Source organism: Burkholderia sp. CpTa8-5, from assembly GCF_017815045.1.
Classification (GTDB): domain Bacteria; phylum Pseudomonadota; class Gammaproteobacteria; order Burkholderiales; family Burkholderiaceae; genus Burkholderia; species Burkholderia sola.
Genome location: NZ_JAGIQD010000003.1, coordinates 1 through 20,846, shown reverse-complemented (window position 1 = coordinate 20,846; position 20,846 = coordinate 1). Strand labels below are relative to the sequence as shown.

Here is a 20,846-nt window from a genome sequence, read left to right as displayed (position 1 = left end):
TCCTTTCCGCGCCATCCGCCGGAAAAGACGACTGTTGCAACATGCGGAACAACTGTTGTCGTACGTGACGCAGCGGTCACATTGTGGGCATAATGGCGTCTTTACCGCGCGCCCTGCCCATGTCGCCCGTCTTTCTAGCACCGCTCATCGTTGCCTGTGCGTTGTTCATGGAAAGCGTCGACGCGAACATCATCGTCACCGCCCTGCCCGCGATGGCGAGGGACTTCGGGCACAACCCCGTCACGTTGAACATTGCGATCACGGCCTACGTGGTCGGTCTCGGCGTGTTCATTCCGATCTGCGGCTGGCTCGCCGACCGCTTCAGCGCGCGCGCCGTGTTCCGCACCGCGATCGGCATCTTCGTCGTCGGCTCGCTGATGTGCGCGGCATCCAACTCGCTCGGCGTGCTCACGTTCGCGCGCTTCATCCAGGGCGTCGGCGGCGCGATGATGGTCCCGGTCGGCCGCATCATCATCTTCCGCGCGGTGCCGCGCGCCGATCTCGTGCGCGCGATGAACTACCTCGCGATTCCCGCGCTGTTCGGGCCCACGGTCGGGCCGCTCGTCGGCGGCTTCATCACGACCTACCTGCACTGGCGGATGATCTTCTTCATCAACGTGCCGATCGGCATCTACGGGATCTACCTCGCCAGCAAGCACATCGCGAACACGCACGAGCCCGATCCGGGCCCGCTCGACTGGTTCGGCTTCCTGCTGTCGGCCAGCGGCGCCGCGTTACTGCTGATGGGCCTCACGCTGATCGACGGTTCGCTCACGTCGCGCTCGAACGCCATCATCATGTGCGCGGCCGGCGCCGCGATGCTCGCGCTGTACGTGCCGTACGCGCGCCGCAAGGAACGCCCAGTGCTCGACCTCAGTTTTCTGAAGATCCCGACGTACCACGCGAGCGTCGTCGGCGGGTCGCTGTTCCGCATCGGGCTCGGCGCAGTGCCGTTCCTGCTGCCGCTCGCGCTGCAGGAAGGGCTCGGCATGAGCGCGTTCCACTCGGGGCTCATCACGTGCGCGTCCGCGCTCGGCGGCGCGGTCAGCCGTTCGACCGCCACGCATACGCTGCGCCGCTTCGGTTTTCGCACGGTGCTGATCTACAACGCGGCATTCGCAGGCCTCGCGATCGCCGCGTACGGCGTGTTCCATCCCGGCATGGCGACCTGGACGATCTGGCTGATCGTGCTGGTCGGCGGCATCTTCCCCGCGCTGCAGTTCACGAGCCTGAATTCGATGATCTACGCGGACATCTCGCCGCGCGACGCAGGTCGCGCGACGAGCCTCGGCAGCGTCGTCCAGCAGATGTCGCTCGGCCTCGGCGTGACGGTGGCCGGCCTCGTGCTGCACGTGTCGCACTGGCTCCAGGGCCATCAGACGATGATGTGGTCGGATTTCTGGCCCGCGTTCCTCGTGGTCGGGCTGTGCTCGTTCGCGTCGATTCCGATCACGCGGCGGCTGCCGCCCGGCGCCGGCGACGAAGTCGCGCGCGGCAAGCGGGCATAAGCGCCCGACGGCCGACGCGGCGGAAACGTTTTCGCCGCAATCGGTCGCCCGCGTATTGCATCGCTTTATTTTCCAATTCCGCGATTTATTCAATCTCGCGAAACGCAAAAAGCATTCGCCGTATCCGCATGTCGAAATAACATCGGCTCGAAAATCGACTGCGCATCACCGCTTTCGATATCGGCCGGCACCCCGCCACGCCTGCTCGGTCGCTTGCGCTGGCGCGCCGAGAAATGGTGCATGCGAATGACTTGAAAATCCGAAATTCACTGATCAATAATAATCGCTCGCATCGGTGCGAACAGAATTCCCACGCCGGCATGCGGCAGTCGCCATAACGATCCCATCTGCTGTTTCACGTTTCGATCGCTTCCTCGCCTCGAAGGAGTCGCCATGACTCAAGAGCTGATTCTGCGCGCGCCGGCAACGTTCGCCATCGACTCGCCTGCCGCATCAGAAACGGCCCGGCCGCCGTTGCCGACGCATCTTGCCGTCATTCTCGATGGCAACCGGCGTTGGGCGGACCGTCTCGGCCTGCCGGCCGTCGACGGCTATCGGGCTGGCGGGCGCAACGTGCATGCGCTGCTGTCGTGGTGCGAGGAAGCCGGGATCCCGTTCGTGACGCTGTGGCCGCTGTCCACCGAAAATCTCAATCGCGACGCCGCTCAATTGCGCGGCCTGCTCGCGGTCATCGCCGACGCCTTCGACGAGCTCGCCGCCGGCGGCCGCTGGCGCCTGCACGTGATCGGCGACCTGACGAAGTTGCCGCCCGCGACAGCCGAGCGCATCGATGCCGCGCAGCAACGCACGGCCCACGCGCGCGGGCTCGACGTGAACATCGCGGTCGCGTACAGCGGCCGCCTCGACCTGCTGCGCGCAGTCCGCTCGCTGATCGCGGAGCACGTCGCGGCCGGCACCGTCGATCAGTTGCTCGCGCAGCTCAGCCCGGAGCTGATCGCGAGCCGGCTCTATACGGCCGGCCAGCCGGAGCCGGACCTCGTGATCCGCACGTCCGGCGAGCAACGCCTGTCGAATTTCATGCTGTGGCAAACCGCTTTCTCGGAGTTCTATTTCACGCCGACGTGCTGGCCCGATTTCGGACGCGACGATTTCGAACAGGCGATCGATGCATACGGCAAGCGCGCGCGCCGGTTCGGCATGTAGGCCGTCCCACCCTTCTCGACACCTGTTGTCACCCGCCATCCGCGAGGTACGCCATGTCCACCGCCGAAACCGTTGCCGCCGAAGCCGCCGCGCCCACGCTCGTGCTGCCGCACCTGTTCCATCCGTTCGAAACGCCGGTGCATCCCGACGCCGACCGCGCCGAAGCCGACCTGCTCGCGTGGATGAACGGCCATGGCCTGCTCGACGATCCGCGCTGGGCCAACGGCATCCGTCACGGCAAGGTCGGCGAATACTGCTCGCGCGTCTATGCGCACGCCACCTTCGACGGCCTGTGCACGACGACCCGCGCGTACGGCTGGATCTTCGCGATCGACGACGGCCTGTGCAGCCTGCACGGCGTCGCGCGCACGCCCGGCGAGCTCGGCGCGCTCTACCTGTGGCTGTACGAAACGATTGCCGATCCGACCGGCCACGATCCGGCACCGCTGCGCGCCGCGCTGGCGGCGCGCCTGCCGCACCTGGCCGCGTTCCTGCCCGCCCTGCAACGGGCGACTCAGGATGTGTGCGCGCGTATCGCCGCGACGTCCACGCGCGTGCAGTACGCACGCTGGGTCGCGGGGATGATGACGTTCCTGTTCTCGACGCTGTGGGAAGCCGGCCGGTTCGCGATCGACGTCGTGCCCGACACGGCCGAGTACCTTGCCGGTCGCACCTATAACGGCTGCGGCGAAGGCGCGTTCGCGCTGATCGATATCGCCGCCGGCTACGAAGCGCCCGCCGCGTTCTACGCCGACGAAGGAGTCGAGCGCCTGCGCAAGCTGTCCGGCCTGATCCTCTGCCTGTGCAACGACATCTTTTCGTATCCGAAAGAAGCTGGCGAATCGAGCAGCAATCTCGTCTGCGTCCTGATGCACGAACGCGGGCTCGCGCCGCAAGCCGCGCTCGACGCGGCGGCGGACATCCACAACCGCTATCTCGCGCGTTATCTCGATCTGGAAAAACAGGTACGCGCGCGCACCGACGACCGCGCGTCGCTGCGCCTGCTCGACGAGGCCCGGACGTACATTCGCGGCAATTACGACTGGCACTTCGGTTCGCCGCGTTACGGCGCGGCGAAACACTACGACCTGTCCCGCGCGCTGCGGCCCGGACAGACGAGCGCCGCGGCATGACCCGTCGCGCGGCAATGGGTGAAAACCGGAAAAACAAAAAAATCAGCGGACATCCACACGGGGCCGGTGCACAGCCGCATGGATGTCCGCTCAGGGCTCCGGGTCTCCCGATGGGGGTCGGGAATCCCGGATTCGCTTCCTGCGTGCCATGGACATATGTGCGTCGGAAGCGGAATCGTTGCGCGCATTGATCGTCGCGCCATGAACTGCACTATAGGGAAACTTGCGAAACGCATCTGTCAACCATTGTCAGACGTGTTGCAGCCGCACGTCGCACGCGCGCGCCGCTTTCGCGCTAAAGTGGTTCCCGATCGCCACCCTCGACCGTCCCGCCGATGCTCACGCTTTCGCCCGCCGCCGCCCGCGCGCTCCATCTCGCCGCACAGGGCCTGCTCACCCCGCCGCGCCGCAAGGCGACCAAGTCCGACGTGCTCGACACGATCCGCCGGATGGCGCAGTTGCAGATCGACACCATCCACGTCGTCGCACGCAGCCCGTATCTCGTGCTGTTCAGCCGTCTCGGCGATTTCCCGCCGCGCTGGCTCGACGAACATCTCGCCGAGGCGCGCCTGTTCGAATACTGGTCGCACGAAGCGTGTTTCCTGCCGATCGAGCAGTTCGGGCTGATGCGTTACAAGATGCTCGATCCGTCGGGGATGGGCTGGAAATATGCGGCCGAATGGCACGAGCAGAATCGTCCGGAGATCGAACGGCTGCTCGCGCGGATTCGCGACGAAGGCCCGGTGCGGTCGGCCGATTTCGCGCGCGAGGACGGCGTGAAGGGCAACGGCTGGTGGGACCGCAAGCCCGAGAAACGTCACCTGGAAGTGCTGTTCACGACGGGCGACCTGATGGTGTCGGAACGCCGCAATTTCCAGCGCGTGTACGACGTGCGCGAACGCGTGCTGCCCGACTGGGACGATACGCGCGACCTGCCGCCGCGCGATGCGGTGCTGCCTGCGCTGCTCGACTACACGTGCCGCGCGCTCGGCGTCGTGCGCGCGGACTGGGTGGCCGACTACTATCGGCTGCCGCGCCGTTCGTACCGCGCGGAACTGGAGCGGCTCGCCGAGGCCGGCGACCTGATTCCGGTGCAGATCGACGACTGGAAGGAACCGGCCTACGTGCATCGCTCGCTCGATGCGCTGCTGCCGGCGGCCGCTGCCGACACGCTGCGCTCGACGGTCACGACGCTGCTGTCGCCGTTCGACCCGGTCGTGTGGGACCGGCGGCGCGCGTCGACGCTGTTCGGTTTCGATTACACGATCGAGTGCTATACGCCCGAGCACAAGCGGCGCTACGGCTATTTCTGCCTGCCCGTGCTGCATCGCGGCCGGCTGGTGGGCCGCGTCGATGCGAAAGCGCATCGCACGCTCGGCACGTTCGAGCTGAAAGCCGTGCATGTCGAGCCGGGCGTGCGGTTCGGCGCCGGGCTCGCAGCCGACGTCGCGAAGGCCGTGGAGAAACTCGCGGCGTGGCACGGCACGCCGGAGGTCACGGTCGCCCACGCGCCGCCGGCCCTCGTGCAGGCATTCGCGCGGACCTGAACGCCGCGCGCCGCCGGCGCGCTAGAGCATGTGCATGCCGGCGTCGACATAGTGCGTGCCGCCCGTGATCGCCCGTGCGCCGTCGCTGGCGAGAAACGCGCAGAACGCGCCGACGTCGTCGATGTCCAGCGCGTGATGCAGCGGCGCCCGGCGCGCGGTGTCGTCGAGCAGCCGGCCGAAGTCCGGCAGGCCCGACGCCGCGCGCGTCGGCAGCACGCCCGGCGAAATCGCGTTGACGCGAATGCCCGCGCCGCCGAGTTCGGCCGCCAGGTACCGCACGCTCGCTTCGAGCGCGGCCTTGACCGGCCCCATCACCCCGTAGTTCGCGACGACCTGCTCCGCGCCGAGATAGCTCATCGCCATCAGGCTCCCGCCGCGCGTCATCAGAGGCTCGGCGAGCCGCGCCATCCGGATGAACGAATGGCACGAGGTATCCATCGCCAACGCGAAGCCTTCCGGCGAACTGTCGACCACGCGGCCGTGCAGATCGGCCTTCGGTGCATACGCAACCGAATGCAGCACGAAGTCGATTTCGCCCCATTGGGCCGCGATTGCATCGAACACCGCCGCCATCTGGTCGGGCCGCCCGACGTCGAGCGGCATCCGGATCGGCGCGTCGAGTTGCGCGAACAGCGGCTCGACGTGCGGCAAGGTCTTGTCCGACTGCCAGGTCACCGCGAGCGTCGCGCCGGCCCGGCAAAACGCACGCGCGCATCCCCACGCGATGCTCTGTTCGTTCGCAATGCCGACGACGAGCCCCCGCTTGTGTCGCAACGTCATGCCGCCTCCCTTGCCGATCCGCGCCGGCCTAGCGCTGCGCGGCGATCCATCGCGCGATGTCGGGCCACACCGTCGTCAGCGTGCGCGTCCCCATGAACAGACCGATATGGCCGCCCGGCACGAGCCGGCTCTCGATCCGCGACGCGGGCGTCCCGAGAAGATCGTGCGCACCGAACACCTGCTCCGGCGTCGTGATGTCGTCGGCCTCGCCGGCGAGCAGATAGGTCGGGCACGCGACGTCCTTCAGGTCGAGCGTGCGCCCGAGCGCAACGAACGTGCCCTTCGCGAGCCGGTTCTCCTTGAAGATCTGCACGATCGCCTGCAGGTACCAGCGCCCCGGCAGGTCGATCGGGCTTTCGTACCAGTTCGCGAACACCTCGCGCTTGCGCAGGTATTCGGGATCGTCGAGATGCTCGTACAGGTCGACGTGCTCGGCGAGATAGTGCTGGTCCGGATGCATGTTCTTCCAGCCGCGCAGCATGAAGCGCCCGCGCATCAGCCCGCCGCCCATCGTGACGAGTTCCTCGTAGAACGACGTCGGATACGTGTGCACCATCCGCTTGATCGGGCCGTCGCCCGCGTCGGTGTCGATCGGCGAGCCGGCCAGCACGAGGCTCGCGACCTTGTGCGGGAAACGCGCCGCATACATCGCGGACATCCAGCCGCCCTGACACAGGCCGACGAGATTCACGCGGCCACCGAGTTCGTCGACGCACACGTTCAGCTCGGCCAGATACTGGTCGATCTCGAGGTCCTTCATGTCCTCGGTGGCCGAGCGCCAGTCGGTCAGGTACAGACGCGTCACGCCGTGCTCGCGCAGCGTCTGCATCAGGCTCTGCCCCGGCTGGTAGTCGGCGATCATCGCGCTGTGCCCCGCGTACGGCGCATCGACGATCGTCGGCAGCCCGTGCGCCGGCGCGACCGAATAATCGCGGAACGTCATCGTCCGCAGTTCCAGCAACGGCCGGTTCGCCGATGCGAGCACCGGATGCGCTTCGAAATGGAGCTTCTCCTCTTCCGCGAGGAAGCGGAGATTGCGCGCCGTGATCTCGGAGCCGGCGGCAAACATCGCCGTGGCGGCGGCCATCGGCCAGAAAATCGGCAGCGCGGGGGCGCTGACGGCAGGGGAAGGCGTGTCGCGTGCTGTCATCGGAGGTCTCACCGGGTCGGATACGGCGTGGAAGGGATCGCGTCGTCCAGCACGCGGCGCGTGTGGCGCGCGATCATCAGGTTCTCGTCGGTCGGAATCACGCGCACCGTCACGCGCGACGCGTCGCTAGAAATCACCGGCAAGCCGGCCGCGTTCGCCGCGTCGTCGAGCACGATGCCGAGCCACGCGGCGCGATTGCAGATCCGTTCACGCACGTGCGGCGCGTGCTCGCCGATGCCCGCCGTGAACACGAGCGTGTCGAGACCGCCGAGCACGCCGGCCAGCGCGGCGAGCTCGCGGGCCGCGCGATAGGCGAACAGCTCGACCGCATGCGCGGCCGACGGTGCGTCGCTCGCGAGCAGCGTGCGCATGTCGCTCGACACGCCGGATACGCCGAGCAAGCCGGATTCGGCATAGATCAGATGCTCGACCTCGTCGAGCGACCGGCCCGCGTGACGCTGCAGATACAGGATCACGCCCGGGTCCAGCGCGCCCGTGCGCGTGCCCATCGGCAGCCCGTCGACGGCCGTGAACCCCATCGTCGTCGCGACGCTGCGGCCGTTCTCGAGCGCACACAGGCTCGCGCCGTTGCCGAGGTGCGCGACCACCGTCCGGTGCTGCACCCACGACGGATCGAGGGCCGCGAGCGCCGTCGCGATGTACTCGTACGACAGCCCGTGAAACCCGTAGCGCACGATGCCCTGCTCGGTCAGCGCGCGCGGCAACGCGAACTCCCGTTCGAGCGCCGGCACCGTCGAATGAAACGCGGTGTCGAAACACGCGACCTGCGGCAGGTTCGGCGCAACCGCGGCCACCGCGCGAATCGCGTCGACATGATGCGGCTGGTGCAGCGGCGCGAGCGGCGAAAGCGACGCGATCGCATCGAGCACGTGCGCGTCGATCCGCACCGGCGCGGTGAAATACGGGCCGCCATGCACGACCCGGTGCCCGACGCCGTCGAACCCGGCCTCCCGCCCGACGTGCGCGGCGAACCACGCGTGCAGCGCCTCGATCGCGCCTTGATGCCCCGGTCGCGCGACCGGGCTGTCGGCGAGCGTCGCGCCGTGCGCATCGGCCACGAACAGATGCGGTGCGCCATGCAGGTTCTCGACCTGCCCGTGCAGGCCCGCATCGAGCGAACGATCGTCGCGCGTGTCGTAGACCGAGAACTTGAGGCTCGACGAGCCGGCATTGAGCACCAGGACGGGATGTCGCATCGCGGCCTCGTCAGTGTGCGTCGGCCGCAACTGCCGGCGCGTCCACGGGCGCCGCCGTGGCGCGCGCCGCCGCCGCGACGAGCGCCGCGACCGCGCAGCTCGCCAGGCGCGTGCGTTCGCTGTCGGCGCGACTCGTCAGGATCACCGGCACGCGCGCACCGAGCACGATGCCGGCCGCATCGGCATTCGCGAGGAACGTCAGCTCCTTCGCGAGCATGTTGCCGGCCTCGAGATCGGGCACGAGCAGGATGTCCGCATCGCCCGCGACCGCGGAACCGAGATGCTTGAGCCGCGCGGCCTCCGGGCTGATCGCGTTGTCGAACGCGAGCGGCCCGTCGAGCAGCGCGCCGGTGATCTGGCCGCGCTCGGCCATCTTGCACAGCGCGGCCGCGTCGAGCGTCGACGGCAGCTTCGAGCTGACCGTCTCGACCGCCGACAGGATCGCCACCTTCGGCCGGGCGATGCCGAGCGCATGCGCGAGATCGATCGCGTTCTGCGCGATGTCGGCCTTCTGTTCGAGCGTCGGACGGATATTGACGGCGGCGTCGGTGATGAACAGCGGCTTGGGGTAAGTCGGCACGTCCATGATGAACACGTGGCTCAGGCGCCGCCCGGTGCGCAGCCCCGTGTCGGCGCGCACCACCTCCGCCAGCAACTCGTCGGTGTGCAGGCTGCCTTTCATCAGCGCCTGCGCGTCGCCCGCGCGCACCAGCTCGACGGCGCGTGCCGCCGACGCATGACTGTGCGGCGCATCCACGAGCCGATAGCCGGACAGGTCCACACCGAGCGTCGCGGCGAGCATCGTGATCCGCGCCACCGGGCCGACCAGGATGGGCACGATGATCCCGGCCCGGGCGGCGGCGGCCGCCGCGTCCAGCGATACCTCGTCGCAGGGATGCGCGACCGCGACCGTCACAGGCCGCAACGCGTGGCAACGCGCAATCAGCGCGTCGTATTTCTGATGCGTGTGCAATTCGGTCATCGACTGCCCCTTCGCAAGGATCACGTGAACGGATTCTGGTGCGGGACCGGGCGAAGTCGTTTGATTTCCGTCAATCGTTTCAGGTGAAGTCCCGATAGCATGAATCCGCACGATGACATCCGGACGGCCGCAACGCCCCCCTGACATGCACATACGCGAAATCCGCTCGAAGATCGCCAGTACCTCGTCCACGCGCAAGATCACGAAGGCGATGGAAATGATGGCGCGCACCAAGATGGCGAGCGCGCAGCGACGCGCGCGCGAGTTCCGCCCGTATGCGGCGCGCATCGGCGCGATGGCGGAACGCGTGCTGCGAGACCGTCCCGACCACGTATCGGCGCTGATGGCGCGACGCGATACCGTGCGCCGCGTCGGCCTGATCGTCGTCAGCACCGATCGCGGGCTGTGCGGCCCGCTCAATGCGCGGCTGCTCGTCGAATGCGTGGATGCGCTCGAACGCTGGGACCGTGCCGGTGTCGCATGCGAGTTGAGCGTGATCGGTGCGCGCGGCCTCGCGCCGCTGCTGCGCCACGGCGCGACCATCGCCGCGCGTGCGAGCGGCCTGGCCGCCGAGCCGCACTTCGAGCAGTTGCTCGGTGCGCTGCTCGTGCCGCTGACCGCGTTCGTCAACGGCGAGCTCGACGAAGTACACGTCGCATACAACCGGCTGACGAGCCCGCTCGCGTACGAGCCGCGCATCGATGCGATGCTGCCGATCGTGGGGCTCGACACCGGCGCGCCGACCGACGGCGCGCCCGCGTCCGCACCCGCGTCCGACTATCTGTACGAGCCCGCGCCCAAACCGGTCGTCGACACGTTGCTGCTGCGCTACGTCGAGGCAACGCTCTATCAGGCCGTCGTCGAGAACTATGCGTGCGAGCAATGCGCGCGGATGTTCAGCATGCAGACCGCGACAGACAACGCCGACCGCGTGTTGCGCGAACTGCGGCACCTGTACCAGAAGACGCGACAGGCGCAGATCACCACCGAGCTGTGCGAAATCGTCGCCGGCGCGGCGGCGGTCTGAAGGAGCATGCATGAAGACGTCGATGAGGCTCGACATCGTAAGCGTGGAAGCGGTGCTGTATGCCGGCGACGCGCATTTCGTCGTCGTTCCGGGGGAAAGCGGAGAACTGGGGATCTACCCGCACCACGCGCCGCTGCTCACGCGGATCCGGCCGGGCGTCGTGATGCTCGTCGATGCGCCGACCGGCGAGCATCGCCGCCTGCTCGTCGCGGGCGGCGTGCTGGAGGTCAGCCGCGACGGCGTGACGCTGATCGCCGATCACGCGTTGCGCACGCCCGAACTCGACGATCTGCGCGCACGCGAAGCGCGGCATGCGGCCGACGACTGGCGCCAGCGCTACGCGCACGAAAACCGGCGCGCGTTCGATTTCGCGTCGGCCCGCACGGAATTGATGGATGAAATTCGACGCTTCTTTGCGATGGCGCTGCGGCAACAGGCGCCGCACGACAAGCCGGGCAGCGCGGGCTAGACACCGGCGCCGGCCCCGGTGCCGCCCGCTCAGTCGCGCAGCTTGCGAAACCGCGGCGTGCCGTCTTCGAGGTTGCCGTTGAACATCGCTTCCGGCCGCACCCACAGCCCGCGCGCATGCGGCCACAGATGCTCGTAGACGACCACCGATTCCTCGGTTTCGGAATGGCGCGCAACGCCGATGTAGCGGTACAGGCCGCCCTTGTAGTGGCGGTGCGTCGCGAGCTGTTCGGCTTCCTGTTCGGTCATGGTGTGCTTCTCTTCGGCAAAAACGGAAAGCGCGTATTGTATGCGCTGCGGCGCGCGTCAGCGTTTCGTGTAGATGTCGGGCCGGCGGATCTCCATCAGCCGCTCGGGATTCGCGGGCGGACCGAAACCGACCGGCCGGTACAGCGCGTGCGCGTCGGTCGTCGCGAGCATGATGCGGCGCAGCCGCTGCACCATCTGCTGCGCGAAGATATGGTCGATCAGTGCGCGGCCGTAGCCGTTGCCGCGTTCGGCCGGCAGCACGAACACGTCGCACAGATACGCGAACGTCGCGTGATCGGTGACGAGCCGCGCAAACCCGACGAGCCGGTCGCCGACATACGCGCCGAAGCACAGCGAGCCCTCGATCGCCCGCTCGACCACGTCGCGCGGAATGCCCTGCGACCAATACGCGTCGCGATGCAGGAAATCGAAGATCGCGTCGATGTCGAGTTCGCGCTTGTCGGTGGAAATTCTCAGCGTGGCGGGGGTGGCTGCGGGCACGTCTGTTCTCCGGTTCGAGGGGCGGAAGGCGGAGCATCGACGATACCGCGCCGTGGGGGGCGGGACAAGGGGCACTGGAGTCCGCCGTGGACGAACAGCCGCACTGCCACCCTCGATTCGGCGACAATGGCACCCGCCGATAAACCCGAGACGCCGCTTCATGACCTTCCGCCTCATCGCCTTCGACTTCGACGGCACGCTCGCCGATTCGCTCGACAGTTTTCTCGCCGCGCTGACGGAAGCCTCGCGCCTGCACGGCTTTCGCGACGCCACGCCCGAACTGCGCCCGGCGCTGCGCGGGATGTCGGCGCGCGACATCGTTCGCGCGCTCGACGTGCCGATGTGGAAAGTGCCGCGCGTGACGATCGACATGCGCCGCCTGATGCGGCCGCGCGTCGCGCACGTGCAACTGTTCCCCGGCGTCGCCGAAACATTCGACGCGCTCGCCGCGCGCGGCATCCGCATCGCGATCGCCACGTCGAATACCGAGGAGATCGTGCGTGACCGGCTTGGTCCGCGCGCCGGCGCACGCGTCGACCATTTCGCGTGCGGCATTCCGCTGTTCGGCAAGGCGCGCCGTCTGCGCGCGCTCGTTCGCGAGGCCGGAGTGCGCGCAGACGAAGTGCTGTACGTCGGCGACGAAATCCGCGATGCCGACGCGGCTCGGCGTGCACATATTGCATTTCAGGGCGTCGCGTGGGGCTACACCGCGCCCGACGCGTTGCAGGCGCATTGCGCGACGCCGTTGCTGCCGCGCCTCGATGCGCTGCTCGATCGCGTGTGACGCTTTCACGCACGCCACGCCCGCACCCCGCCCCTCGCACGACGCGCCGCGACGACAACGCACCGCTGAAATGCCGATGACACGCGCACGCATCTCATCCATTGCATGCGCCACGCGCACGCAAAAATTGCCGCCACCACATGCGTATCAGGTACGCCCTACCGGGCTGCGCGCGTGCTCATCGTTTCGTCTTACCAACCGTTACACAAGCCACAGCACGGTTGCACCTGCTACCCGACCGCTCTCCTAGAATCAGTCGGGCCGGAAAACACTTCGAACGCCGCCGCGGCAGAGCGGCAGTCGAACCCGGCCCGGGCGCGCCCGGTCTCTCGCACAGCGACGGATCGTACGATCCGTTTTTCAACCAGAGCCCCGATCGAGGAGGTCCCATGAACCGCTTTCCCCACCTTTCGCGCCTTGCCTTGTCTGCCGCTGGCCTGCTTCTCGTCGCCGTAACGGCGACCGCGCAAACCGCGCAACCGGCACCCGGCGCATCGGCTGCGCCGGCCGCGACCGCGACGCGCATCCACGAAGCCGACCAGACCTTCATCAACGACGGCACGAAGACCGTGTCGACCCAGCACGACGCCGCGCGCATCGCCGATGCGCGCACGTCGGACAGCCAGGTCAAGGCGTTCGCGCAACGCGTGTCGACCGACGATGCGAAGATCATCCAGGCGATGCGCGCGGCCAGCCCGCGCGGCGTCGACGTGCCGGCCAACGACCCCGACACGACCGTGCTGAACGGCATCAAGAGCCTGCGCGGCGCCGAGTTCGACAAGGCGTATATCGAACAGGTCGCGCTCGCCGGCCAGCAGAAGGCGATCTCGGCGTTCCAGGCCGAAATCGCATCGGGCCGCGACACCAAGCTGAAGGAAGTCGCCCGCCAGGCTCTGCCGATCCTGCAGGCGCACTACGCGGACGCGCAGAAGCTCGCGCAGCGTCATCATCTCGCATCGGCGCAGTAATTCATCCGATGCAGCGCCGCGCATCGCGCGCGGCGCACCGTTTCCCCCGCCGTCGCGCCGCCGCCTCCCCTGCCGGCGGCGCGACGCACGTCTCGAGCATCGAGCGCTCCGCCTCGCACGTCACGCGTTACGTCGCCAGCTTCGCGTCGAGTCGCGCCCGCACTTCCGGCCATTCGTCGTCGATGATGCTGAAGCGCACCGAGTTGCGCTTGCGGCCATCCGGCATGATCCGTTCGTGACGCACGATGCCCTCCTGTTTCGCACCGAGCCGCAGGATCGCCGCGCGCGATTTCTCGTTCAGCTCGTCCGTCGTGAACTGCACGCGCACGCATCGCAGCGTGTCGAACGCATAGCCCAGCAGCAACCGCTTCGCTTCGGTATTCGCGCGCGTACGCTGCGCCGATTCGCTCAGCCACGTATGACCGATCTCGAGCTTGCGATTCTTGCGGTCGATCTTCCAGAAGCGCGTGCTGCCGATGGCGCGGCCCGACGCGCGATCGACGATCACGAACGGCATCACGGTGCCGGCTGCCCGCCCCTGCAACGCCGTGTCGATGTAGGCGTCGACCGTCTGCGCGCCGGGCACGACCGTGACCTTCAGGTTCCACAACGCGCCGTCAGCCGCGGCATCCAGCAGCGCCTGCCGGTCGGATGTGTCGAGCGGACGCAGGACGACACGTGCGCCGGTGAGGGTCGGTTGTTCGAGGAAAGACGATGCGTCGGTCATGACGGGATTCCGGAAAATGACGGCGATGGCGGCGAAACGCCCATCATACGGCGGTGCCGCTAGCCGAGGTGGGCGGCCAGCCGGCGGCGGATCGCCTTCGCTTCGGCGCGCAGCGCATCGGCGAACGCGTCGACGAGCAGGTTCTTCGGCCGGTGCTCGGGCACGATCACGCTGACCCGGTACGGAAACGACCGCGTCAGCGGCCGCACGTGCAGGTCGCGGCCGACGAAATCGAGCGCGGTGAGCGGGTTGACGATCGCGGCGCCGAGCCCCTGCCGCACGAACGCACACACCGACACGGCCGACGGCGTGTCGACCACCGAGCGCGGCGCGATGCCGAGTTGCGCGAACGCCTCGTCGATCAGGATGCGATACGGATCGTTCAGCGACAGGCTCACGAACGGGCGATCGGCGAGATCCAGCAGGTCGATCGCGTCCTGCGCGAGCAGCGGATGGCCGCCGGGCAGCACGCACACTTCATCCACTTCGAGCAGCGGCGTGAGCACCGTGCCGGCCGGCGCGACATCGCGCTCGGTCAGTCCCAAATCGTAACGCTGCGCGGTGAGCCACTCCTCGAGCACCGGCGACTCCTGCGTCGCGACCGATACGCTGACGCCCGCATGCGCGTCGTGAAAGCGCCGGCATGCACCGGGCAGGATCGCGTGCGAGAACGCCGGCAACGCGATTACCGACAGTTGCCCGTCGCGAAACTCGCGCAGGCGCGCGGCCGTCGCCGCGATGCGTTCGAGCCCCGCATACGCGAGCCGCACATCGTCGAACAGCGTGAGCGCGGCCATCGTCGGGCGCAGCCGGCCGTGCGCGCGTTCGAACAGCGCAAAGCCGACGACCTGCTCCATCCGCGCCAGCTCGCGGCTGATCGTCGGCTGCGACGTGTACAGCATCTCGGCCGCGCGCGTCGTGCTGCCGGTGACCATCAGCGCGCGAAAGACCTCGATATGACGGTGCGTCAGCATGATCTGTATATCAAAAATGAATCGAATGAAGATAAACAGGCATTTTACTGTATAGCTTTTCAGGCGCATCATCCGGCTATCCGTTCATTCGATCCGATTCATCCGCCATGTCCCTCGATTCCCGCCAGCTCGCGACGCTCGCGCAGCAATACGGCACCCCGCTGTGGGTGTACGACGCCGACGTCATTCGCGACCGCATCGCCCAACTGCGCCAGTTCGACGTGATCCGCTATGCGCAGAAGGCAAATTCGAACGTCCATATCCTGAAGCTGATGCGCGACGAAGGCGCATGCGTCGACGCCGTGTCGCTCGGCGAGATCGAGCGCAGCCTCGCGGCCGGGTTCAGCCCGGGCGGCGAGCCGGAAGGCGTCGTATTCACGGCCGACCTGATCGACCGCCCGACGCTCGCGGCGGTGCTGAAGCACGGCGTGACCGTGAACGCCGGCTCGCTCGACATGCTCGCGCGCATCGGCGAGCACGCGCCCGGCCACCGCGTGTGGCTGCGCGTCAACCCCGGGTTCGGCCACGGCCACAGCAACAAGACCAACACCGGCGGCCCGCAGAGCAAGCACGGCATCTGGATCGACGACGTGCCGCGCGCGATCGAGATCGTGCGCCAGTACGGGCTGAAGCTGGTCGGCATCCACATGCACATCGGGTCGGGCGTCGACTACGGCCACCTGTCGCAGGTGTGCGATGCGATGGTCGACCTCGTCACGTCGCTCGGCCACGACATCGACGCGATCTCGGCCGGCGGCGGCCTGTCGATTCCGTATCGCGACGGCGAGCCGCGCGTCGACGTCGGACACTACTTCAGCCAGTGGGACGCCGCGCGCAAGCGCATCGAACGGCATCTCGGCCACCCGGTGCGCATCGAGATCGAACCGGGCCGCTTTCTGGTCGCCGAAGCCGGCACGCTCGTTACCGAGGTGCAGGCCGTCAACCGTCGGCCGAAACACGATTTCGTGCTGATCGACGCGGGCTTCAACGACCTGATGCGCCCGTCGATGTACGGCAGCTATCACGCGGTGTCGGTGCACGCGCACGATGGCGCGTTGCCCGCCGGCCGGCCGCTCGTCGACCTCGCGATCGCCGGGCCGCTGTGCGAATCGGGGGACGTGTTCACGCAGGACGCAGGCGGCGTGGTCACGCACCGCAAGCTCGCGCAGCCGCAGATCGGCGACCTGCTGTTCCTGCACGACGCCGGCGCGTACGGCGCGTCGATGTCCTCGAACTACAACAGCCGGCCGCTCGCGCCGGAAGTGCTCGTCGATCGCGGCACGCCGCGGCTCATCCGCCGCCGGCAGACGATCGGCGAATTGCTCGCGCTCGAAACGTTCGAGTAACCCGCGCGCGGCGTGACGAACGCCAACGGCCAGGCTTGCCGCTACCGGTAGCCTGGCCGTTTTGCCTGGGGTCTTGCTGCCGGGCGCAGGATCGCTATCGTGCGTTCGGCAGCAACGGGCTTGCCGCCAGCCGCGGCGCCTGCATCACCCCACGCGCTGCACGGGCGCCATCTTCGAAAAGTACTTCGCGCCCGCCACGCAGCCGACCACGATTACCGTCACGACGACCATCGACGGCGGCACCGTCTCGTGCAGCAGCCCGGCCGCGAGCAGGAAGCCGAAGAACGGCTGCAGCAGCTGCAACTGGCCGACGCCCGCAATCCCGCCGAGCGCCAGCCCGCGATACCAGAACACGAAGCCGATCAACATGCTGAACAGCGACACGTACGCGAGCCCCCACAGCGCGGCGGCATCGACGCCGTCGAACGACGCGGGCCACGTCAGCCACGTGAGCGGCAGCATCAGCGGCAGCGACAGCACGAGCGCCCACGAGATCACCTGCCAGCCGCCGAGCTGGCGCGACAGGCGCGCGCCTTCCGCATAACCGAGCCCGCACGCGACGATCGCGGCCAGCATCAGCACATCGCCGACCACCGACGCGTGCCCGCCGTTGCGCAGCGCGAACGCGGCCACCGCGCCGCTGCCGACGATCGAAAAGATCCAGAACGGCAGCCGCGGCCGCTCGCCGCCGCGCCACACGCCGAACAGCGCGGTCGCGAGCGGCAGCAGCCCGACGAACACGATCGCATGCGCGGACGTCACGTGCTTCAGCGCAAGCGCCGTCAGCAACGGAAAACCGACCACGACGCCGAGCGCGACGACGGCCAGCGACACGGCCTCGGTGCGCGACGGCCGCTTCTGCTTCAGCACGACGAGCAGCAGCAGGCCGAGCGCGCCGGCGATCGTCGCGCGGGCGAACGTGAGAAACAGCGGGTCGAGCCCTTGCACCGCGACCCGTGTCGCGGGCAGCGAGCCACTGAAGATGATGACGCCCAGCATGCCGCTGAGCCATCCGTCGGTCGTCTTTTGCACGGTCAACCCTGAATGGAAAGTGGATGACCGATGATCCGCCGCCGGCGAAAACGGCGTAAGCTACAGCCCAATACAATTCAGACAAACTGTACTGGACAACCGGCCGTACAGTTCATCGTCCGCCATGCGCCCTTCCGCCCCGATTCCCGCTCCGCCCGCACCGTCGCGCACGCGCGTGGAAACCGTCATGGACACCCTGCGCGCGCGGATCGCGAGCCGCGCCCTGATGCCCGGTGCGCGCGTGCCGTCGATCCGGATGATGGCCGACGCGCTCGACGTATCGAAATCGACGGTCGTCGATGCGTACGAGCGGCTCGCGAGCGAAGGCGTGCTCGTCGCGCGGCGCGGTTCGGGCTTCTATGTGTCAGGCCACGCACCGCCGCTCGCGCTCGCCGAGCTGGGCCCGCGCCTCGATCGCGAGCTCGATCCGCTGTGGCTGTCGCGCCAGTCGCTCGAAGCGGCGCCGACGTCGGTGAAACCCGGTTGCGGGTGGTTGCCGTCGTCGTGGCTGCCCGACGAAAGCCTGCGTCGCGCGCTGCGCGCCGTGTCGCGCGACGAAGCCGATGCGCTGACCGACTATGCGACGCCGCTCGGCCTGCCCGCGCTGCGCCAGCAGCTTGCATGGCGGCTCGCGCAGCACGGCGTCCACGCGGAACCCGCGCAGATCATGCTGACCGACGGCGGCACGCACGCGCTCGACCTCGTGTGCCGCCTGCTGCTGGAGCCGGGCGACACCGTCGTGCTCGACGATCCGTGCTACTTCAACTTCCAGGCGCTGCTGCGCGCGCACCGTGCGCGGATCGTCAGCGTGCCGTTCACGCCGAACGGCCCCGATCTCGTGCGCTTCGAGCAAGCACTCGCCGAGCATCGGCCACGGCTGTACATCACCAACGCCGCGCTGCACAACCCGACGGGCGCGACGCTCGCGCCGCCCGTCGCGCACCGGCTGCTGACGCTCGCGGCCGAGCACGGCCTGCTGATCGTCGAGGACGACATCTTCGCGGATTTCGAGAGCACGCCCGCGCCGCGCCTCGCGGCGTTCGACGGGCTGTCGCGCGTCGTGTCGATCGGCAGCTTCTCGAAGACGCTGTCGGCCGCGATCCGCTGTGGCTATGTCGCCGCGCGGCCGGAATGGATCGACGCGCTCGTCGACCTGAAGCTCGCGACGTCGTTCGGCAACGCGCAGATCGGCGCCAACGTCGTGCATCGGCTGCTGATCGACGGCACGTACCGGCGCCATCTCGACAGCCTGCGCGCGCGGCTCGCGGATGCGATGGGCGAGACGATCCGGCGCCTCGCGCGAGCCGGGCTCGGGATCTGGACGGAGCCGCGCGGCGGGTTGTTCGTGTGGGCGCAATTGCCGGACGGGCTCGACGCGGCGCGCGTCGCACGTCATGCGCTGGACCACGACGTGGTGCTCGCGCCGGGCGACGTATTCAGCGTGTCGCGCAGCGCGTCGTCGTACATGCGCTTCAACGTGTCGCGCTGCAAGGGGCCGGCGGTGTTCGATGCGCTGGCGCGGGCGATGGAGGCGGTGCGCCGTGCATCGCACGATACCGAAGCACCGTCGGATGCACACGCGCGCACCGCGTGTCACTCGCTGTCGGCATCGGACAGAATCAGACGCTCCGGCACGTTCGAGCGTGCGCCGCGCGACGCGACGTAGTACAGCAGCCCCGGTACGACGATGCCGACGATCCATGACACGTCGACGCCGCCCAGTGCCTCGACCCACGGCCCGGTGTAGAACCCCGTCGCGACGAACGGCATCTGCACGAGCACGCCGAGCACGTAGACGGCGATGCCGACGACGTTCCAGCGGCCATACCGCCCGTCCGGATCGAACAGCGCCGGCACGTCGTAATGCTCACGGGTCACGCAGTAGTAATCGACGAGATTGATCGCGCTCCACGGCGTGAAGAACACGAGCAGAAACAGCAGAAACGACGAGAACGCTTTCAGGAAATCGTGCTGCCCGGCCAGCGCGATGCCGCTCGACGCCGCAACGCTCAGCAGTACGAACGCGATTCGGGTGCGCGACGGGATCTGGCGCCGCCCACCGAAGCCGGTCAGGATCGCTGCGACCGACATCACGCTACCGTATGCGTTGAGCGTCGTGATCGTCAGCTTGCCAAGCGCGATCGTGAAATAGAGCACGGCGGCAATAGCCCCCGTCGCACCGAGGCCGACGATGAAGGCGACCTCGTGTCCGGAGAAGCGCTCGCCGGCGAGCGCGGCGGCCAGCACACCGAACGTCATCGATACCTGCGCCCCGATCACGGTTCCGCAGAACACCGCTGCAAAGGTTTTCGCGGGTGACGTCGTGCGGGGCAAGTAGCGGGAGTAGTCGGCGACATAGGGGCCGTAGGCGATCTGCCAGGATGCGGACAACGAAACCGCGAGCAGGAACGATGCGGGCGTGAAGTGGCGATTCGCGAGCAATGTGTCGAAAGCGTGCCCGTGAAGCAGGCTCGCAAACAGATACAGGAATGCCAGCGTGCCAACGATGCTCGATACGCGCCCCATCGCATGAATCGTTCGGTAGCCGAGGCCCGTGAGCAAGACGACGAGCGCGGAGAAGATGAGGATTGCCGCGGTATGGCCGACGTTCAGCAGCTCCGCGATGGCCTGTCCGGCGAGTACGGTGCCGCCAGCCGAGAATCCAACGTACATCACGCACACGAGCACGAGCGGCACGATCGCGCCATACACGCCGAACTGCACGCGACTCGAGACCATCTGCGGCAGTCCGAGCTGCGGCCCTTGCGCGCCGTGCAGCGCCATCACCGCACCGCCGAGCACCTGACCGGCCAGCAAGCCGATCAACGACCAGAACACATCGCCGCCGAGCACCACCGCCAGCGCGCCCACGACGACCGCCGTTACCTGCAGGTTCGCGCCGAACCACAGGGTAAATTGACTGAACAGGCTGCCGTGGCGCTCGGCATCGGGGATATGGTCGATCGAGCGGCGCTCGATCAGCGACGTATTGGCGACAGGTAAAGCGGTACGTTCCATGCTCGGCTCCTGACCGGTGGAAAACTGCGCTTGGGAGTTCGCTCGAACCGCCGACATCAGGTCACGGTTCTTCGCGTAAATCGCGCGCCGGTCGCGATGACGCGGCGCGCGTGCAGGCTCGATGCATCCTGACGGATGGCAGGATTCAAACCGACGCGGCAAGCGCCGGAACAAGCTCGTGCAGATCGCCGACGAGGCCGTAGTCGGCCACGCTGAAGATCGGTGCTTCGGGATCCTTGTTGATCGCGACGATCACCTTCGAATCCTTCAT

The 20,846-nt window shown here is 67.9% G+C and carries 20 protein-coding genes and 1 pseudogene; 10 read left to right on the top strand and 11 right to left on the bottom strand.

The genetic code is table 11. The features are described from left to right. Positions 1–119: 119 nt before the first annotated feature. From J8I35_RS06345 to J8I35_RS06330, 4 genes are all read left to right on the top strand, one after another. Positions 120–1,508 carry an MFS transporter gene (locus tag J8I35_RS06345; protein ID WP_050015005.1) on the top strand — a complete coding sequence of 463 codons (1,389 nt, stop codon included), beginning with the start codon at positions 120–122 and terminating at the stop codon, positions 1,506–1,508. A gap of 393 nt (positions 1,509–1,901) precedes the next feature. Continuing rightward, entirely contained in the window at positions 1,902–2,672 is a 771-nt protein-coding gene (gene uppS / locus J8I35_RS06340) for a polyprenyl diphosphate synthase (RefSeq protein WP_209924798.1), read from the top strand. A 53-nt stretch (positions 2,673–2,725) separates the two neighbouring features. Further along, positions 2,726–3,805 carry a terpene synthase gene (locus J8I35_RS06335; protein WP_209924797.1) on the top strand — a complete coding sequence of 360 codons (1,080 nt, stop codon included), beginning with the start codon at positions 2,726–2,728 and terminating at the stop codon, positions 3,803–3,805. Positions 3,806–4,140: 335 nt separating this feature from the next. Then, on the top strand, positions 4,141–5,352 hold the full coding sequence (locus J8I35_RS06330) for a crosslink repair DNA glycosylase YcaQ family protein (protein WP_209924796.1): 1,212 nt from the start codon (positions 4,141–4,143) through the stop codon (positions 5,350–5,352). A gap of 21 nt (positions 5,353–5,373) precedes the next feature. Here J8I35_RS06330 and fabI read toward each other — a convergent pair whose 3' ends face one another. The 4 genes from fabI to J8I35_RS06310 are packed head-to-tail and all read right to left on the bottom strand — an operon-like array spanning position 5,374 to position 9,628. Further along, on the bottom strand, positions 5,374–6,132 hold the full coding sequence (gene fabI / locus J8I35_RS06325) for an enoyl-ACP reductase FabI (RefSeq protein WP_050014998.1): 759 nt from the start codon (positions 6,130–6,132) through the stop codon (positions 5,374–5,376). 28 nt (positions 6,133–6,160) lie between these two features. Continuing rightward, entirely contained in the window at positions 6,161–7,282 is a 1,122-nt protein-coding gene (locus tag J8I35_RS06320; protein WP_124556023.1) for an alpha/beta fold hydrolase, read from the bottom strand. An 8-nt stretch (positions 7,283–7,290) separates the two neighbouring features. Beyond that, positions 7,291–8,499 carry an acetate/propionate family kinase gene (locus J8I35_RS06315; RefSeq protein ID WP_209924795.1) on the bottom strand — a complete coding sequence of 403 codons (1,209 nt, stop codon included), beginning with the start codon at positions 8,497–8,499 and terminating at the stop codon, positions 7,291–7,293. Between the two features lie 10 nt (positions 8,500–8,509). After that, positions 8,510–9,628, bottom strand: a complete 1,119-nt coding sequence (locus tag J8I35_RS06310) for a phosphate acetyltransferase (protein ID WP_280883887.1) — start codon at positions 9,626–9,628, stop codon at positions 8,510–8,512. Here J8I35_RS06310 and atpG point away from each other — a divergent pair. Next, entirely contained in the window at positions 9,627–10,508 is an 882-nt protein-coding gene (gene atpG / locus J8I35_RS06305; protein ID WP_209924793.1) for an ATP synthase F1 subunit gamma, read from the top strand. The genes J8I35_RS06310 and atpG overlap by 2 nt on opposite strands. Positions 10,509–10,518: 10 nt before the next feature. Continuing rightward, positions 10,519–10,977, top strand: coding sequence for an ATP synthase F1 subunit epsilon (gene atpC, locus J8I35_RS06300; RefSeq protein WP_050014989.1), 459 nt, complete (start codon positions 10,519–10,521; stop codon positions 10,975–10,977). Between the two features lie 29 nt (positions 10,978–11,006). Here the strand turns inward: atpC and J8I35_RS06295 are convergent, their stop codons facing one another. After that, the gene (locus J8I35_RS06295; RefSeq protein WP_006480837.1) at positions 11,007–11,225 is read right to left on the bottom strand and encodes a DUF1653 domain-containing protein; all 219 of its coding nucleotides are present in this window, start codon (positions 11,223–11,225) and stop codon (positions 11,007–11,009) included. A gap of 57 nt (positions 11,226–11,282) precedes the next feature. Beyond that, positions 11,283–11,726: a GNAT family N-acetyltransferase gene (locus J8I35_RS06290; RefSeq protein ID WP_050014986.1), complete on the bottom strand. Its 444-nt coding sequence runs from the start codon at positions 11,724–11,726 to the stop codon at positions 11,283–11,285. Between the two features lie 160 nt (positions 11,727–11,886). Here J8I35_RS06290 and J8I35_RS06285 point away from each other — a divergent pair, with 160 nt between their 5' ends. Both J8I35_RS06285 and J8I35_RS06280 read left to right on the top strand, forming a co-directional pair. After that, complete coding sequence (locus J8I35_RS06285; protein WP_209924792.1) at positions 11,887–12,510, top strand: HAD hydrolase-like protein; 624 nt, start codon at positions 11,887–11,889, stop codon at positions 12,508–12,510. Between the two features lie 389 nt (positions 12,511–12,899). After that, positions 12,900–13,478 (top strand): DUF4142 domain-containing protein, encoded by a 579-nt coding sequence (locus tag J8I35_RS06280; protein WP_089489553.1) that lies wholly within the window; start codon positions 12,900–12,902, stop codon positions 13,476–13,478. Between the two features lie 127 nt (positions 13,479–13,605). On the opposite strand, the gene J8I35_RS06275 is transcribed toward J8I35_RS06280, so the two are convergent. After that, positions 13,606–14,205, bottom strand: coding sequence for a GNAT family protein (locus J8I35_RS06275; RefSeq protein ID WP_050014981.1), 600 nt, complete (start codon positions 14,203–14,205; stop codon positions 13,606–13,608). Positions 14,206–14,264: 59 nt separating this feature from the next. After that, positions 14,265–15,179 carry a LysR family transcriptional regulator gene (locus J8I35_RS06270; protein WP_050014980.1) on the bottom strand — a complete coding sequence of 305 codons (915 nt, stop codon included), beginning with the start codon at positions 15,177–15,179 and terminating at the stop codon, positions 14,265–14,267. 107 nt (positions 15,180–15,286) lie between these two features. Here J8I35_RS06270 and lysA point away from each other — a divergent pair, with 107 nt between their 5' ends. Further along, entirely contained in the window at positions 15,287–16,525 is a 1,239-nt protein-coding gene (lysA, locus tag J8I35_RS06265) for a diaminopimelate decarboxylase (RefSeq protein ID WP_124556027.1), read from the top strand. A gap of 144 nt (positions 16,526–16,669) precedes the next feature. Here the strand turns inward: lysA and J8I35_RS06260 are convergent, their stop codons facing one another. Then, positions 16,670–17,557, bottom strand: coding sequence for a DMT family transporter (locus tag J8I35_RS06260; protein WP_209924791.1), 888 nt, complete (start codon positions 17,555–17,557; stop codon positions 16,670–16,672). 124 nt (positions 17,558–17,681) lie between these two features. On the opposite strand from J8I35_RS06260, the gene J8I35_RS06255 reads away from it, so the two are divergent. Then, a complete protein-coding gene (locus J8I35_RS06255; RefSeq protein WP_245170134.1) occupies positions 17,682–19,223 on the top strand; it encodes a PLP-dependent aminotransferase family protein in 1,542 nt (513 codons plus the stop codon). Here the strand turns inward: J8I35_RS06255 and J8I35_RS06250 are convergent. Next, positions 19,151–20,575, bottom strand: coding sequence for a cytosine permease (locus J8I35_RS06250; protein WP_124556028.1), 1,425 nt, complete (start codon positions 20,573–20,575; stop codon positions 19,151–19,153). The genes J8I35_RS06255 and J8I35_RS06250 overlap by 73 nt on opposite strands. 145 nt (positions 20,576–20,720) lie before the next feature. Further along, a pseudogene (locus J8I35_RS06245) lies at positions 20,721–20,846 on the bottom strand (electron transfer flavoprotein subunit alpha/FixB family protein); the annotation flags it as partial.

Coding starts and splice junctions, on each gene's coding strand:
- J8I35_RS06345 (WP_050015005.1), top strand. CDS start 120: ATGTCGCCCGTCTTTCTAGCACCGCTCATCGTTGCCTGTGCGTTGTTC.
- uppS (WP_209924798.1), top strand. CDS start 1,902: ATGACTCAAGAGCTGATTCTGCGCGCGCCGGCAACGTTCGCCATCGAC.
- J8I35_RS06335 (WP_209924797.1), top strand. CDS start 2,726: ATGTCCACCGCCGAAACCGTTGCCGCCGAAGCCGCCGCGCCCACGCTC.
- J8I35_RS06330 (WP_209924796.1), top strand. CDS start 4,141: ATGCTCACGCTTTCGCCCGCCGCCGCCCGCGCGCTCCATCTCGCCGCA.
- fabI (WP_050014998.1), bottom strand. CDS start 6,132: ATGACGTTGCGACACAAGCGGGGGCTCGTCGTCGGCATTGCGAACGAA.
- J8I35_RS06320 (WP_124556023.1), bottom strand. CDS start 7,282: ATGACAGCACGCGACACGCCTTCCCCTGCCGTCAGCGCCCCCGCGCTG.
- J8I35_RS06315 (WP_209924795.1), bottom strand. CDS start 8,499: ATGCGACATCCCGTCCTGGTGCTCAATGCCGGCTCGTCGAGCCTCAAG.
- atpG (WP_209924793.1), top strand. CDS start 9,627: ATGCACATACGCGAAATCCGCTCGAAGATCGCCAGTACCTCGTCCACG.
- J8I35_RS06310 (WP_280883887.1), bottom strand. CDS start 9,628: ATGTCAGGGGGGCGTTGCGGCCGTCCGGATGTCATCGTGCGGATTCAT.
- atpC (WP_050014989.1), top strand. CDS start 10,519: ATGAAGACGTCGATGAGGCTCGACATCGTAAGCGTGGAAGCGGTGCTG.
- J8I35_RS06295 (WP_006480837.1), bottom strand. CDS start 11,225: ATGACCGAACAGGAAGCCGAACAGCTCGCGACGCACCGCCACTACAAG.
- J8I35_RS06285 (WP_209924792.1), top strand. CDS start 11,887: ATGACCTTCCGCCTCATCGCCTTCGACTTCGACGGCACGCTCGCCGAT.
- J8I35_RS06280 (WP_089489553.1), top strand. CDS start 12,900: ATGAACCGCTTTCCCCACCTTTCGCGCCTTGCCTTGTCTGCCGCTGGC.
- J8I35_RS06275 (WP_050014981.1), bottom strand. CDS start 14,205: ATGACCGACGCATCGTCTTTCCTCGAACAACCGACCCTCACCGGCGCA.
- J8I35_RS06270 (WP_050014980.1), bottom strand. CDS start 15,179: ATGCTGACGCACCGTCATATCGAGGTCTTTCGCGCGCTGATGGTCACC.
- lysA (WP_124556027.1), top strand. CDS start 15,287: ATGTCCCTCGATTCCCGCCAGCTCGCGACGCTCGCGCAGCAATACGGC.
- J8I35_RS06255 (WP_245170134.1), top strand. CDS start 17,682: ATGCGCCCTTCCGCCCCGATTCCCGCTCCGCCCGCACCGTCGCGCACG.
- J8I35_RS06250 (WP_124556028.1), bottom strand. CDS start 20,575: ATGGAACGTACCGCTTTACCTGTCGCCAATACGTCGCTGATCGAGCGC.